We start from the raw sequence: 13,739 nt of genomic DNA, 5'->3' as shown, positions 1-13,739 counted from the left end.
TTCGATGACGGCACCAACACACCTTCTGGTAGCACTGGAGGAAGCCCGGCGCCTCGCAACCCGGGAAGGGTATTGCTTCCAGATCAGTACGCCGAAGCCGCCACCGGCAACCGGGCTTACTTCCTCAGCAAGCCTCTACGTATCGGTTAAGCCGCCGTCGGTCCCGTTAGGCCGCTATCGGCCCACCTCGCCGCCATATTGGTCTTCATCGGGTCAACTTTGTCGCACTTGAGGCAAAGCATCTCTGTCTTGCCCGTGCGGTCGGTCAAGAGGCTGAAGCGTTCTTAGCCTGAGTCTGGCGGGACCAGGAACGGTTCTGGGAAATCCGCGTTTAAGACAATTGAACTTTGCGAGATTTCGATGAGCACACGTAGCCGAAACCTACCTGTCGCTAGTCTCAAAGAACGCTTTCTACAGACAGCCGAAGAATACCGTAAGCGCGCCGCAACGATGCCGCCTGGTAGAGAGAAAAATAAGCTTTTGGAGAGTGCGGATCGCTTCGAGGCCCAGGCGCAGGAGGGGATCTCGTGAAGTTTTTTGAATTGGTGTGAGAGCGTAGATCGTCTGGTTGTCCCGCTGGCGGCTCATTTGGCCTTGCCTGCTTGCGGAACAAGTCTGTTAGTGGCCTCACTCCGGCATATTTTTGAACTGGCGGCTTAGCTAAAGCAGGTCGTCATGTGCGCGCGAATACGTCTAGAGCAGAATCGCGTCCGCAGTTCGTGTTCACAGCGCAGATTGGGAACCCGTCAGCGTCAAGTGGATTAGCAGTCATAGTATAGCGATTGAATTTAGAGGGATTTGGATGGATTATCCAACCGAAGATGAAGTTCGTTCGCGGGCTTTTGAATTGTGGAGAGAGGCGGGCGGACCTGATGGCCAGATGGACACCTTTTGGTACTTGGCGGAAGAAGATCTCCTTAGCCGCCATAACGCCGAAGAAAATGCAGGACCGCCAGGGATCGTTCCTGGATAAGCCCCACGGTCAGCATTAGCCGTCCAACCGGGCTTTTGGGGCTATCATGCGACTTTTTGCGACAGGGATTTTGCTAATAGGTAATCAGTCGATATCGCCTTGGTTGCTTGCGGAGCGGGCGGCATCTTTCTTGACGTCGCTTGTTAGCCAGCAGCGGAAATCGCGCGCGAGATTGTTGGCGAAAGCTCAAGCCATCTGCTTCGGTTAGCTCGGCAGTTAGAGAAATGAATGGTCAGGGACGTCCTGCTATTTCTGGCGGCACTTTTCGGACATGCCGCCATGGCCCGTCAATGTCCGCTCCTGAGGTGATAGCGGACTGCGGCCGACGGATTCGCACAAGGCTATTGACCGCGTCGGCTTTGCCCCTCGTAGCTGCTGGTCACCAGACATTGTCGGCCGGAGCGGCCGGACCGTAGGCTCTTCTTTACCGGCTTGGCTTGTGATTTCAGATTGCGACACGCTATAGGGGTCAGCATGGTTGCGATGGCTTCCGAGCCAGCCACAACCCCGTGGCGCTTATGCAAAACCTTCTCTTGAGCTTTCAGCGCGGCCCGGCCTCTCACAAGGTTTTCCGTCGTACCGGAGTTCGATCTTAAGTCCCTTGTCGGTTCCATAGGTCAGCGCCGGTCTCCGGCTGCTGAATCTTCGACCTAATGGACCCGTTAGAGGATCATTGCGGGTGTCCTGATGCGATATCCAACCTTGCATGAGTTCCCGACAAATGCCCGGCTCACCCTTGGCCACCCGGATTATACTAACTTCCGCCGGCGATCCGACGGGTCTCAGATGGCATAGCGGGGCAACGGAAAGCGCTACATCCACAAGCTGCGCATCGTGCCTTACTTCAGGGACGTGCTGATCTTTCCAAAGTTGGTGGCGAGCTTGCCGCCAACGCCCTGAACTGCAGCGATAATCGCGAGGGCAATACCGGCAGCGATGAGGCCGTATTCAATGGCCGTGGCACCGGACTCGTCTTTGAGAAACCTGCTGAGTGTTTTCATGACTCGTGTAATGCAGGCAGAAGCTAACCTTCGATGAATCTCATCACAGAAAACCGGGGTGGGCTGTCATCATAGAGTGTTCACAAGTGTACACTTTGTCGGGTGCCGAGCTCTTCCCACGAGCGCCGCCGGGCCACGATGAACGCGTTCTAACGCACACGACCAGATTGTCCTTGCCGCCGTTGACGGCGTCCAGTTCGTCCACATAAAGCTCACGCTTCGCAGTCTTGGTCATCATTTCTTCTACTCCTGTCTGCAGGCCAACGGAATTGCTGTCGCCTGTGATCGGCAGCTCTATCGAATTTAGATCGATGCAACGGAGATGCTAAAGGCGAATCTGTGCGCACCGGATGGGAGGCGATGCATTCCGTGTGGTTGCAGGGCGCGGTGCCCATTCTCGGCAGCGCGCCTGAAGCACACCCGTCGCAGCCTCGCGCAAGCGGGAACTAATGACCGTCCCCGATGTTGCTAGGTAATGCCCGTCAGATATTTTGTTGCCGCAGCATTGGGGGCTGCGTGCGGACTGCTGCTTGTTTTTGCCGCCGATTTTCCGGGAACCTACATGCGTTGGGTAATGGCGCTACTCGCGCTGATCGGTGGCGCGAAGTTGGGCGCTGGTGCCTGCTACCTGTTCGACATAGCGACAGGCGATGCGCCAGATATCACACGGCCGCCACGCGACTAACAGGGCACGCTGTGTGCGCTACTATCAATGTTGCGGCCACGACCGACACGTCCGCGAAGCGTACGATCGAGACCCAGTCTTCGAACGTGAGGGGAGCGGAAGCGTGACTTCCTTATAATAAGCAGCGTTACGCTGGCCCTTTATGCAGTGGTGGCAAGTTTCTTGATTTACTCGGACAAACCAACCCGCATTCATACTTGCAGATAATTGCCGATCAGAAGTTAAGGCTGGTCTCGGAAATGCAGAGCACCGGCCGAACGCTGCGGCGCTCGCTTTGAAGCGGCTGAAGGCCGCGATGATCCCGATGCTGCAATCGGGCAGGCCTATCAGCGGCGTGTTCGATGAAGTGTTTCAGTGAAGCATCGACTGAAGGAGGCCGCCGACTGAGGCGGCCTCTTTGCGTCGGTATCGGTTAGGTCGGGGATGGCGGGTTACTCACATCCCAAACAGCACGCACAAACCGATGATCACCACAATGCCGATCCCTTGATCCATCCAAAGCGCCCCCGCGACCACAACCAGCTCGCCAAGTCGATCAAGTCAATATTCCCCGTCGCAATGTCTACGGCTGTTCCGCTGAGAGCATCCGTCATTTCTGCTGTACGTCATCCGAATGGCCAGTCATATATGAAGTTGCTATGGTAAGGAGGTGCACAGCCGCAGTCCCTAACTTCTGCATCTCCTCATCAACCGTATAGGCCGCGGAGGCCCGGCCGTACGCAATGGCTACCGTTGCGTAAGCATCAGTGATCAATGCCGCTAATTGATTGTTGTCCTCGACTGCTTGGTGTTCGCGCACCCTAACGACGTTGAGGGCGACTTCGGCAGAGGCTCGAGCGAGCCGCACGCCCTCCAACTCAGGGTCAGAAACATCAGGCTGGCACCCTGCAGCTGCTCCAGCAACCAATTCGTATATCGCTGCTTTCGATGGGCCATCCGTAGACAAGTAGTTTTTCAACAGCCGCCGAGCCCTGGCCGCAAGGTATTTGCGATCCCTCCGGATATTCTCTCGCTGCCTATTGGACTTGAACCGACTAAACACCGTTATCTCTATGGTACGGTTCGAGGGGGCGCTCGAGAATGACGACGCAGGTAGCTCTGCAAAGTTCCGCTACAATCGTGCCCGGTATTAAGCGCCGGCGTCAGCGGCTTTTTGCTGCTTGGGGCACATCGGCCGACTCATGCCGGCGTGCCATCCCGGGCCATTTTCCCGATCCTATTTTATGGCGTGAATCGAGTGGAAGCCGCAGGCATTTTCGCGCTGCGACCAACTGGGCTCAAATATTTTAGGTACGCTCGATCCGCCTTCCCGGCCTTTCGAATACTGATCCGCGCCCAGAAGATTTTGGAGTCCTAGTTGCGGTTCCAAACCAGGAACGTAGCGGATGTTGCGCGAGAGAGACAGTTAGCCAGCTGACTCGGTTGCGGCTGGTCGGCCGCATCTTTCGTACTTAATACCGGAGAGGGCGAAAGGGCAACCTAACCTCAATTGACTGTGAGTGCGAGAAAAGGCCTAGCCCGGCAGCAAGGCCAAGCGCCTGAACACCTGCGCTAAGCCGCAGTCGGTAGCTGTTCGTGCTGCTGGATGAGACGCCCTTCAAGGCCAGCAATGGTCATCCTGATATTATCTCGCCGCTCGATCAGCGACCTCGCCAGCATCGAATACTTGGCGTCAGCTTGGTCGGAAATTCTGGCGCGCTCTTCTTCGGCTACGATGTCGGATTCGATCAGCTGGGTCATGCGAACGAGATCAGCCAGCATCCTCCTAATTACTGTGACCTCGCGCGCTGTGTCAAAATGGGGCTGCATGTTCATGAGCGTGCTCCGAATGTCTGAGTTCGGCACATCTAAAGTTTCAGGCCGAACAGTTGAAGCATCCATCGCAAACGGCTTGCCAGTTGCTCCCCGTAAGAACACGGTTATCGAGCCCCGCGGACGCAGAGACCCCGTCAACCCCCGAGTAGGAGAGCCCACCGGTTCACCCCGCGGGTTTTCTTGGTTTCACCAGTCATTGCCATGCTGGAGACGATCAACGGCGACTATGAGGTCGGGCCGCGCAAGCACCTCAACCAGCCTATCCAGGAGGAGTTCGTTATTATGCGGTCGGGGTTCGAGGTACTCTTCAAGGATCCGCTGGGCTTCGCTCACGGCTGTGAGAGCCAATTGCCGGTCGGTCATCCGAAACTCCACCAAAGCAATAAGGGACTTTAAGCAAAATATTCGCAATTAGTTCCCCGCCGATTAACTCCCAGGAGCCAGGGGCCCACTTCACGATCCGGTATTCATCCCGATCGGGGCGTGCATTGGGGAGGGCATCGGCAAGCCGCTAGAGCTCGCGATGCAAAAACTAAAAACGACCCAGGACGAGTTCTGCCGCGGGCGATACAGCTGGGCTCGGTTGCCAAATCATGTCGTCAAGGTCGGGCACAATTGATGGGTCCACTTGACGGTCATGATCAGCAAGTCGATCGATCAGGACTTGAAGCCGGACGGGCAAATCGGCCGTTTCGGGGCGAAGGATCGTGCGTAGACGCTCCCCAATCTCGTTGCAGATTGCACGGCTGTGGATGCTGTCGATTTGTAGCCTGTTTGAAGTTTTCATTGTTCCGCCCCGAAATATTCTTGCGGAGACAATAAGTGTCAAATTTTAACGGGGTGATCTTGTCTCGTTTTGCATTTGATTGCAGGGCGTTACGAGGGGTTAACCGCTTCGACGCGCCGGTAGGGCACAACGCAAGATGCGAAGGCGAGCTGCAGGGTCGTTACGAACCGAGGTGAGGAGTCGGCAGACAATCTTAGGGTAGGATAGCCGGCGCAGTCTTCCGATACGCTTTTCAAGCCCGCACGCCGGGTCAGTTTAAAGGATTGCTTCCGAGACTTAGCCCCGCTTCACAGGGCCTTTTTGTTCTCCGCACTCCTTACTGCTCGCCTTCTTGGTGATCTCGGCGCGCCGTTCTGGCCCTATTGATGCTGCGTGGGCTGGCGCTCCATCGGGCTCGACCGGCGCCGGTCTGCTATCGACCGGACTCGGTTGCTGCCCCGTCGCAATATCTATCATCGACTTGGCTAGCTGGTTTGAATCACTGGGACCCTTGGGGGCTGTCATTGGCGTAGCTCGGAAGCTCTAGAGACAGATCAGCTAAACGCGACGACGAGCAAGGTAGATCCCCACAGGGCAATGCAAGTCGCCCACTCGAAGAATTCTTCGGACACGCGCATGTCATGCCTCCCGTTGCCGGAGGAGGCTGTTACGAATTTATTAAAGATTTCTGAATCGGATTTTGGGTGGTCAGTTGCCACCGGACCCGCCAGAGCCATGCGCCGGTGGTGACGCTGATCCGATCACTGCCGGATCTGAGCGCCCAACGAGACAGCCTGCCGGTTCACGTCGGCGGTTTACCTTTGTTTAACCAAACCGGCCCAGGCTAAATCTGCTGGATTGAGCGTGTTATGAAAAGCCGTCGTCGGACTGACACCGATGGCGGCTTTTTTTGCAGGGCGGTTCATGACGGAAAAGCGCAAGGCGCACAGGGTCGTATTCGAGAAGGGATTTACGGCCAACATGATGGCGATCGACGGTACTTGGCGTCGACCCTGTACAATGCTGGATGCGTCGGATACCGGCGCCAGACTTTCAATCGACGGCTCGGTTGAAGGTCTTGCCATGAAGGAGTTTTTCCTGGTGCTGTCGACTATGGGAAAAGCATATCGGCGGTGCGAACTCGCTTGGGTCAATGGCGATCAGGTTGGTGTCCATTTCATCAAACCCGGCGAAAAGAAGAAATCCTAAGGGCGCGCATCCGCTGCGTTTGTAAGCATCTAGGCCGCGGTCGTGACCGCCGGCATATCGCGTTCTGATTTGGGAACGGTCTTGCGAGATAGGCAACCGCGTCGCGCAACCTGCCGCCCGATCAAGGGGAGCATCATGCCCTCAGCTAATCGCCAATCCGATGTTGAAACCAAATGCTACACCATGGCCGAGCTTTACGAGTTGCGTCGGGTAATCATCAAACGCTCGCGTTCCATGCCGCCCGGCCCCGCCGGTAACGAGCACCGGCAGTTGGCGCGTTCGATGCGCTCTCTCTGCAAGGACGTTCAGGGGCTTGCGAGCATGCGCTTTCTAGGCGCCTCGTCCTCGTCGGCCATCCACGGCTTGTTCATCCTTCGAAATTTTGCGTCAGCGTGGACCGGCCTGCACGCGAGTTGGCTTTGTGACTTTCGACGGCGATCTTTCGCGCACGCTCCAGCTCGGCGAGCGCTTCATGCTCGCCCAGCTGGCGTAGGCTCCGTCTAGCCAACCAGGTCGTCACCTTCTGCGCACGACTACCCGTCATCCTATCTCTCATCATTCGCGCGGCTCCTCAATCGGCACATGGCAGCCTCCGCATTGTGAATTGAATTTGGCTGTCCGGAAGCTGACGCCAGTGCTCTACAATCGTCATGTAGCCGCCGGCAGGATACTCCCGAAGGAAATCGCGCGCCTGAGCGCGCGCGTCTTCGACAAAGAGGGTATAGGTTTTGGCGGAGGAAGCCGTCGGGATCGAGGCGGCGAAGATCATGTACCTCTCGCGATCGGGTGGCGGCATCGCGCGGTTTCATATGTCCTCCCGCAGTCCTTTGAAAAATGGGTGTCGCACCTTACCCTCGGCGGACTTAGCACGGTACTCGATCTCGGCCATCAACTGGGGTTCGACCCAGATCCCCCTATGCGCAATCCGTTTGGCGTAAGGCTGGGTTTTGCGGATCAGCGGCGTGAGTGCTTGGCGCAAACGCACCGCCGACCCTTTATCGAAACCATGATCGACCTTGCCGGCGTAGACCAGGTCTTTTCCTTTCCGCCGGCCGAGATAGATGCCGTCCCAATCGTTGCCGTCGAGCGCGAACCCGGCAATCGCCAGCGTCTCGCGCTGGGCGCAGGTCTTCTTGACCCAGTTGTTGCCCCGGCCGGACGCATAGACGCTGTCGCGCACCTTTGAGACTACGCCTTCCAACCTGACCTTGCAGGCGTGCTTGTATATCTCGCGGCCGTCGGTCTCAAAGCTTTCGCTGAACTGGATGTCGGTCGCGGCGATCAGTTTCTTGAGGTGCGCCTTGCGCTCCATCAGCGGCAATTTTCGCAGGTCGTAGCCGTTGAGATAGAGCAGGTCGAAGGCGACCAGCACGATGCGGGTGGATTTTCCCTTCAGTTCGTTCTGCAGGACGGAGAAATCCGTGGCGCCGTCGGCGGCCGGCACCACGACTTCGCCGTCGATGATCGCGGATCCGGCGCTGATGTGCCAGGCATCGTCGGCGATCTTCCTGAACCGGTTGGTCCAGTCATTGCCGCGCCGGGTGTAGACCTTGATCGCTTCATTGGCGAGGTGGACCTGGACGCGGTAGCCATCGAACTTGATCTCGTGGATCCAGCGTTCCCCATTGGGGACGTTGCCGATCGAGGTTGCGAGCGCAGGCTCGATGAATCCGGGGAACGGCGCCTTTACGCCGATCGCCGCCGGTTTCCTCCGCTGAAACGCCACAACGCAACTCCGTCACGGAACCGGGATTCAAGCGAAACGCTGCTGATTTGTTCCCCACACTGGAACGGGATGCCGGCTAAGCGATTAAATTAGCAGGAGGAACCATGAGCAAAGAAACCCCGAAAGACGACCCTCGCCAACGCACCGATCAAGGCTCGCACGCACAGACGGACAAGCCATGGAAGGGCAACCCGGAGAAAGAGCAGCGCAACGACGGAGCCAAGATCGACCTTGAGAAGTGGCAAAAGTCCGGAACACATTAGGAGCTGACAATGGATTGGCGTCTTACGAAATCGCGCAGCGCGGGGGAGCGGCGAGTGAGCCATGACGGCAAGGCAGAGAATGTCTATCAAACCAAGGAATCCGCATTCGAAGCCGCGGTTGCCGCAGCTTCATTGGCGCTCCGGCAGGGTCATGAGGTGATCGTCAAAGCTCCGGGCTACTGGACGGCTACGGGTGCCGCAAACCCGGGGTAAAGCTCGCAACGCTCCAAGCGAGCTAGCGAGTCAGAGTGATGAAGTGGTCTCATCCCGTGAAGAAACGCTTTGGAACGTAAAACGGCGGCCGCTGCTGACGGTCAGCCATGGGTCGGTGGACCAGCGTTCAGAGAATCCCGGAGGGCTTCAGCGGCCGAGAATGCCAGCTTCACAAGCTCCTCGTCCTTAAGCCTGGCTGGTCGCTTTGATAGTCGGTCCCACACCATCCAATTTGTGCCGCTGCCGTCTTGCCTGACAAGGAAGCGGGGTAATGAGGATTCAACCATGACAGCCTTCCGTGGCGAGGCGCGACCCGCCGGGGTGATCCCGGCCGCCCCGTCAATCGCTGCAGGACGAATTGGTTCCTAGGCGGGCGTTTCGGGGCGCCGACCGGGGTTAACTTCACGTAGGTCCCGGATTCGTGTTTCCAGAGCAGCCGCGCTCGGGATTCGGCATAGCTCGCTGGAAAGCAAGAGGGGTATCCCCGCAATGGCCGCAACGGATAGCGGGTACTGGCCGAAATAGGCCACTCGCAGATTCAAAACAGGCCACTGGGCGAAGCTAGAAGCTTAGCCACTGCATTTCCCCCTCGACCCCGGCCCCATCTCGACAAGCAGTAGCCTGTCATCCGTCATCGCATACGCGTGCACCCCCGCCGTCAAGCTTCAAAAACTGTGCTTGACGACGAGGGCTTTAGGCCTGGATTAGCAATTCCTCCAGCGCATCGGTTACGTCCGCCTAACGGGGCAGGTTTCGATGAGCACTATGCGCGCCGTGCATGGAACGGCGCAGCTGCCCGCGGGTGTACTCCGGCCGGTTTTTTCGTTGCCGTTGCTCCGATCTCGTCAGGAACGTCTTCGCCCGTCCGCGGTTAGTGCAAGCGGAGACGGAATCACGCGAGGAGCGGGACAGTCCCGGCTAAAGGCCATGCGGTGTAACGCCCGCATGGCCTTAGTCATATGTGTAGAAAGACCGGGAGCAACACTTTGACCTATAAAATAGTCGCAGAACGCGGCGACGAAACCATACGAAGCACAAGAGAGAGTGCCCTTATCGCTGTAGCCAAGGCCAAAATCTTCATCGAAGAAGGTTGGAAAACCTCTATCACCGACGAAAACGGAAGAAATTTCGAACCTCCTGATTTCCATTTGCTGCCTGCTCATCCTGCCAAATTCCTTCATCGTCCTGAGGATTAGGCGAAGAGATCGCTCCAGTCGTAACCGTTCCGTGTGAACAGACGTACGCGCTTGCCCTCGTGAGGAACGATCAGCGGGTAGCCGTCGTGCTAAACCTGATGGATCCAGCTTATGGAGGTCGGGACCTGGTGGCGCGGGGCGGGATGCAGGGTTCGAATGGCGCTACGCATCGGCCTTCAGCGAGCTTGGGGTGGATCTCGCCCGTGCCCGGACAATACACAGACGACCTCTAATCGCCGAGGCCGAGCGTCTCATGGCCACCGCTATCGAAAGATAAGATCTGCCGCTGTCTCGCAATACAAGCAGCCGGCGATCATCTTCCTCCGTCCAGGGCCTGTTCCTACTTCCAAGCATCGCAAGGTTCACGGCGTCAGGGTATACGACGTGGGGTTAATTCCAGACGCGGGGCGCTGTTCCAGACGGAGCAAGCCTAAGAGCAAACTGCATGTTCTTACCGTGGCTGTCGTGGGCCGGGGGAAGAAAGCCACTCTTGCATATGGGAAACGATTTCCGCCTGTCGTGCCCTGCGCAGAAGCTTATCGCGCTGAGCCCCCGGTGGGGTGTTCTGAGCTTCCTTGAGAAGTTGCTCGGCTCGCTCCTTGGCGCGCTCGTCGAGTGAGCTTGTTGGAGGTCCGAAACGGCGTCGCTGCATGGCGCTGCTCCAATTTGATGGAACAATAACGCGCGGACCAGCACCAGAGTTCTGTACACTTGTGCATCTACCGCAATTCGGTTTCGGTGCATGCTGGGCATTGTTGAAATCTGGATGCAACGGCCACGTTAGCCGCCTTTGAGAACCAACTATGCTTGAACTGCTCACGAAACGCGATTGGGCGCTGGTGGCCGTAATTGTAGCGGTAGCGGTCCTAGCTATTTACTGGTTGGCCTTTATCGCCTCAGGCGACCGTACCTCTTAAGCTCCGGTTGGCTTCCGATGAAGCAAGGCCTCTTTAACCTGATCGGCAAGGGTTGTGAGATGCAAGGCCAGCCGGTCAAACAGATCCCGCTTTGCCGGGTCCGTGGCGAGGTCGCTAATCAGTCTGCATTCGGCCGCGTCGGTCCTGAGCTTTTCTAACTGCTTTTGATAGTCCTTCACGGCGGGCACTCCAGCTAGCCATGAACACACCCTAACACCGCTAAGTTCAGACCGCCCTCAAAAAGCGACGGCCCTGGTGCACGAAATCCAGGGCCGTCTTGGAGGTTGTCTATCGTGCTCGGGGTTGGCACGACGCTTCGCTAATTCACGACCGCCGCGACCGTTCCATACGACTAGTCCTTCTAAGTGAGGAAGCGAACAATTGCCGGCCAACTTCGTCATACATTGACGGAGGTTAGCCATGGACCAGAATGAGGATCCCCGCGAACTGGAACGCAAGATCGAGCAGGCGACCCGGATAGCTTCCAGGGTAACCGACCAGACTACCTATCAGCGCCTTACCGCCTGGGTCGAGGAGCTGAGACAGAAGCTACGGCAGCGCCTGGCGGCGCGACGGACCAAAGAAGAAATCAGGGCGCGTGCCCACGAGCTGTCGGTGCAGCAGGGCCGCCCGGTGGGTCGGGACTTAGAGTTCTGGCTCCAGGCGGAATCGGAATTAAGAGAACGTGGAAGCGAGTAGCGCCGCCGAGCCGAAAACGATCTTGTCGGACTTGCCCTTGAGTTCGTTCTGCAGAACGGAAAAATCTGTCGTGCCATCGGCGGCCGGCACAACGATCTAGCCACGATGATCGCAGAGCCTGCACTGATGTGCCATGCGTCGTTGGCAGCTTTCTTGAACCGATTTGTCCAATCGTGGCCACGACGTGTGAAGACCTTCACCGCTTCGTTCGCGAGATGGACTTGGACGCGGTAACCGTCGAGCTTGATTTCGTGGATCCAGCGTTCGCCGGATGGCACCTTGTCGATCGAGGATGCCAGTGCTGCCGCAATGAACCCGGGGAAGGGCGCCTTGACGCCGATCGCGGCGGGTTTCTTCCGCGGCGCCATCTTCAGACCAAGCGCATCGGCAGCGGCAGTTGGACGTCTCGATACCGGCCTTCATAGCGGTCAGTGAAATCCTGCAGCGGCAACGGAAACGTGGCCGAACCTTTTCCCGGTTCCCGCACCTGGGTAGAAGGGGCTAGGCAATCAGTTCGGTGCGTAATGACGGGACACACTCAATTGGCAATAACACCGCGTGATCGCTTTCTTGAAGCGGCGCAACGGGAGCTTGTGGTTTTCGAGCAACGCGAGCGCGAGTTTTCCAAGAAGGAACGGAAAGAACGGGCTGCCGCGATGCAGCTACCCGTCGCGAACAGCAGACTGAGCAGTCAGGCGGGGGCGCCTGTAAAAAAACGGTCACGAGCCGGAATTAACAGTTGAAGCCCATCCCCCGTGGGTGGACGTCAATGGTTAAACTAAAGCCGCCCTTCGAGGCGGCTTTTTCTTTTGGCGAAGCATCCCGTCCGCGCACCCTCGGCGCAAACGGCCCCAGCGCAATGCGCAACGCTGCAGGCCGCCAACCCAGTGGGGGTTTTCTCCCGGTCAGAGGTTGAGGAGTCTATCGGGAGCGCAGAGTCGATTCCTAAGGCGCCGGAACGTTCCTAACGTCAAGAAGAAAGCTCCGCCGGTAAGGGCGGAGCCAAGTCGAGATAAGCATCCTGACCCGCGTAAGAGTCGGTGAGACGGAAACAGGCCTCAGCCTATCCGCAAGTTCTCAGCCAACTCTTTACCCCGGTTTGCGACGACCTCGTAGCTGACCCTCGCGTCGCCCTAGCACGCTGTTTCTGTGGCGCCACGATCGACTGCAGGGCGCAAGAATTTACGTATCGCGCTTTCGTTCACGGACACGATCCCGGTCCAAATCAAGCTTGCTGACGCACGCGGCGCTTGGGATTGTGTAAAGCAGCTCTGTACCCAGACTAATTCTTCCAATGTCATAGAGGCTAGGAACCAAACGCTTCGCCCAATGGTTTGAGGCTGTGTACGCAACGCGATGGACGAATGTCGGATATCAACAAGCTCACTTGGGCACAGGTTGGGCGCGTCAAAGATCCAGGTCGATACATGTTTAGGTTCGGCTGGCTGACGATAACAGCCGAGGATTTATGGGTATGGGAAAACAACCCAACCGCGGCTTTCACTCTCGTCCGAACCCTAGGCGGCCCAATAGAAACCGATGAATTTCGGCTGGGGACGTTCGAACTGCGAACAGCTTCGAATTATTCCGAAAGCGAAAAATAGCCACCCATTTTCGGGCACTTCCCCACGTCCGTCGGCACCACAAACGCTGGACCACCGCCGAATACAAGCGCGGTCAACAGGTGTTTTGTTCCAGCACGTCAACGCTGAAATACTGTGCGGCTTGCTCACCAAATCGCCTTGCTGAAACTTAGCATCCGCGCTTCGATTGATGTGCGGGTCCTTGGCGCGACACCTAGAGACTCCGAGCTTTAGCCTCATGCCATCTTTCCTGCATAACCCCCGCCGTCTTCCCAGACCGGCGGGGGTTCCGCTTTTGCAAGTTCTTTGTTTCCACCGTTGCCAAGCCTGATGCGGCATTGTCATGTCGCGTCCATGCAACACCGCTTTCTTTTATCGTGCTCGAAACATGATTCGACTCCACTTCGATTCGTACTTGCCACATAACGCATTCACCGATCGGCGGGGCAGACCGCGTGGCGCGAATGCCATGCGGCACCGACGATCGAAAATGCGATTCGGACTGGGACTTCGGGGTGCGCCCTGCGGCGATATCTTACGGGCCGGTTTGTAGTCGTTAATCCTCAGTCGGCCGGGACAATCGTTTTAACGTCCGCGCTCTCGTTTTAATCGACTCTTGGGATCGCTTGAGGATAGCGGCGATGAGCACACGAAGCCGTCCCAAAAGAAGTGGATTAAGAAAATCAGCGGCAC

General features: G+C 57.4%; 12 protein-coding genes and 2 pseudogenes. 7 read left to right on the top strand and 7 right to left on the bottom strand.

The window, feature by feature from the left end:
* Nucleotides 1-802: 802 nt before the first annotated feature.
* Complete coding sequence (locus JQ611_RS26440) at nt 803-973, top strand: DUF2934 domain-containing protein (protein WP_212467035.1); 171 nt, start codon at nt 803-805, stop codon at nt 971-973.
* 839 nt (nt 974-1,812) lie between these two features.
* Here the strand turns inward: JQ611_RS26440 and JQ611_RS26435 are convergent.
* The 3 genes from JQ611_RS26435 to JQ611_RS26425 form a co-directional block, all read right to left on the bottom strand.
* Nucleotides 1,813-1,974: a Flp family type IVb pilin gene (locus JQ611_RS26435; RefSeq protein ID WP_212467034.1), complete on the bottom strand. Its 162-nt coding sequence runs from the start codon at nt 1,972-1,974 to the stop codon at nt 1,813-1,815.
* 43 nt (nt 1,975-2,017) lie between these two features.
* Entirely contained in the window at nt 2,018-2,212 is a 195-nt protein-coding gene (locus tag JQ611_RS26430; protein ID WP_212467033.1) for a hypothetical protein, read from the bottom strand.
* A gap of 1,998 nt (nt 2,213-4,210) precedes the next feature.
* Nucleotides 4,211-4,474 (bottom strand): hypothetical protein, encoded by a 264-nt coding sequence (locus JQ611_RS26425; protein ID WP_212467032.1) that lies wholly within the window; start codon nt 4,472-4,474, stop codon nt 4,211-4,213.
* 201 nt (nt 4,475-4,675) lie between these two features.
* On the opposite strand from JQ611_RS26425, the gene JQ611_RS26420 reads away from it, so the two are divergent.
* Nucleotides 4,676-4,870: a hypothetical protein gene (locus JQ611_RS26420; RefSeq protein WP_212467031.1), complete on the top strand. Its 195-nt coding sequence runs from the start codon at nt 4,676-4,678 to the stop codon at nt 4,868-4,870.
* A 1,267-nt stretch (nt 4,871-6,137) separates the two neighbouring features.
* Nucleotides 6,138-6,449: a PilZ domain-containing protein gene (locus tag JQ611_RS26415; RefSeq protein WP_249133462.1), complete on the top strand. Its 312-nt coding sequence runs from the start codon at nt 6,138-6,140 to the stop codon at nt 6,447-6,449.
* Between the two features lie 571 nt (nt 6,450-7,020).
* Here JQ611_RS26415 and JQ611_RS26410 read toward each other — a convergent pair.
* The gene (locus tag JQ611_RS26410; protein ID WP_212415584.1) at nt 7,021-7,218 is read right to left on the bottom strand and encodes a hypothetical protein; all 198 of its coding nucleotides are present in this window, start codon (nt 7,216-7,218) and stop codon (nt 7,021-7,023) included.
* 36 nt (nt 7,219-7,254) lie between these two features.
* Nucleotides 7,255-8,175 (bottom strand): non-homologous end-joining DNA ligase, encoded by a 921-nt coding sequence (gene ligD, locus JQ611_RS26405; protein WP_212467030.1) that lies wholly within the window; start codon nt 8,173-8,175, stop codon nt 7,255-7,257.
* 104 nt (nt 8,176-8,279) lie between these two features.
* Between ligD and JQ611_RS26400 the strand changes: the two genes are divergently transcribed.
* From JQ611_RS26400 to JQ611_RS26390, 3 genes and pseudogenes are all read left to right on the top strand, one after another.
* On the top strand, nt 8,280-8,438 hold the full coding sequence (locus JQ611_RS26400) for a hypothetical protein (protein WP_212039284.1): 159 nt from the start codon (nt 8,280-8,282) through the stop codon (nt 8,436-8,438).
* 14 nt (nt 8,439-8,452) lie between these two features.
* Nucleotides 8,453-8,651: pseudogene (locus JQ611_RS26395) on the top strand (hypothetical protein).
* 986 nt (nt 8,652-9,637) lie between these two features.
* Nucleotides 9,638-9,847 carry a hypothetical protein gene (locus tag JQ611_RS26390; RefSeq protein ID WP_249133461.1) on the top strand — a complete coding sequence of 70 codons (210 nt, stop codon included), beginning with the start codon at nt 9,638-9,640 and terminating at the stop codon, nt 9,845-9,847.
* 913 nt (nt 9,848-10,760) lie between these two features.
* On the opposite strand, the gene JQ611_RS26385 is transcribed toward JQ611_RS26390, so the two are convergent.
* Nucleotides 10,761-10,943: a hypothetical protein gene (locus JQ611_RS26385; protein ID WP_212467028.1), complete on the bottom strand. Its 183-nt coding sequence runs from the start codon at nt 10,941-10,943 to the stop codon at nt 10,761-10,763.
* Nucleotides 10,944-11,184: 241 nt separating this feature from the next.
* On the opposite strand from JQ611_RS26385, the gene JQ611_RS26380 reads away from it, so the two are divergent.
* On the top strand, nt 11,185-11,463 hold the full coding sequence (locus JQ611_RS26380; protein WP_212467027.1) for a DUF2934 domain-containing protein: 279 nt from the start codon (nt 11,185-11,187) through the stop codon (nt 11,461-11,463).
* Here the strand turns inward: JQ611_RS26380 and JQ611_RS26375 are convergent.
* Nucleotides 11,458-11,831 (bottom strand): annotated as a pseudogene (locus JQ611_RS26375) (DNA ligase); the annotation flags it as partial. The gene JQ611_RS26380 and the pseudogene JQ611_RS26375 overlap by 6 nt on opposite strands.
* Between the last annotated feature and the right edge of the window lie 1,908 nt (nt 11,832-13,739).

Source organism: Bradyrhizobium sp. AUGA SZCCT0182, assembly GCF_018130185.1.
GTDB lineage: Bacteria > Pseudomonadota > Alphaproteobacteria > Rhizobiales > Xanthobacteraceae > Bradyrhizobium.
Note: the sequence above shows the minus strand (reverse complement) of the source record. Positions and strands in the feature narration are given on the sequence as shown.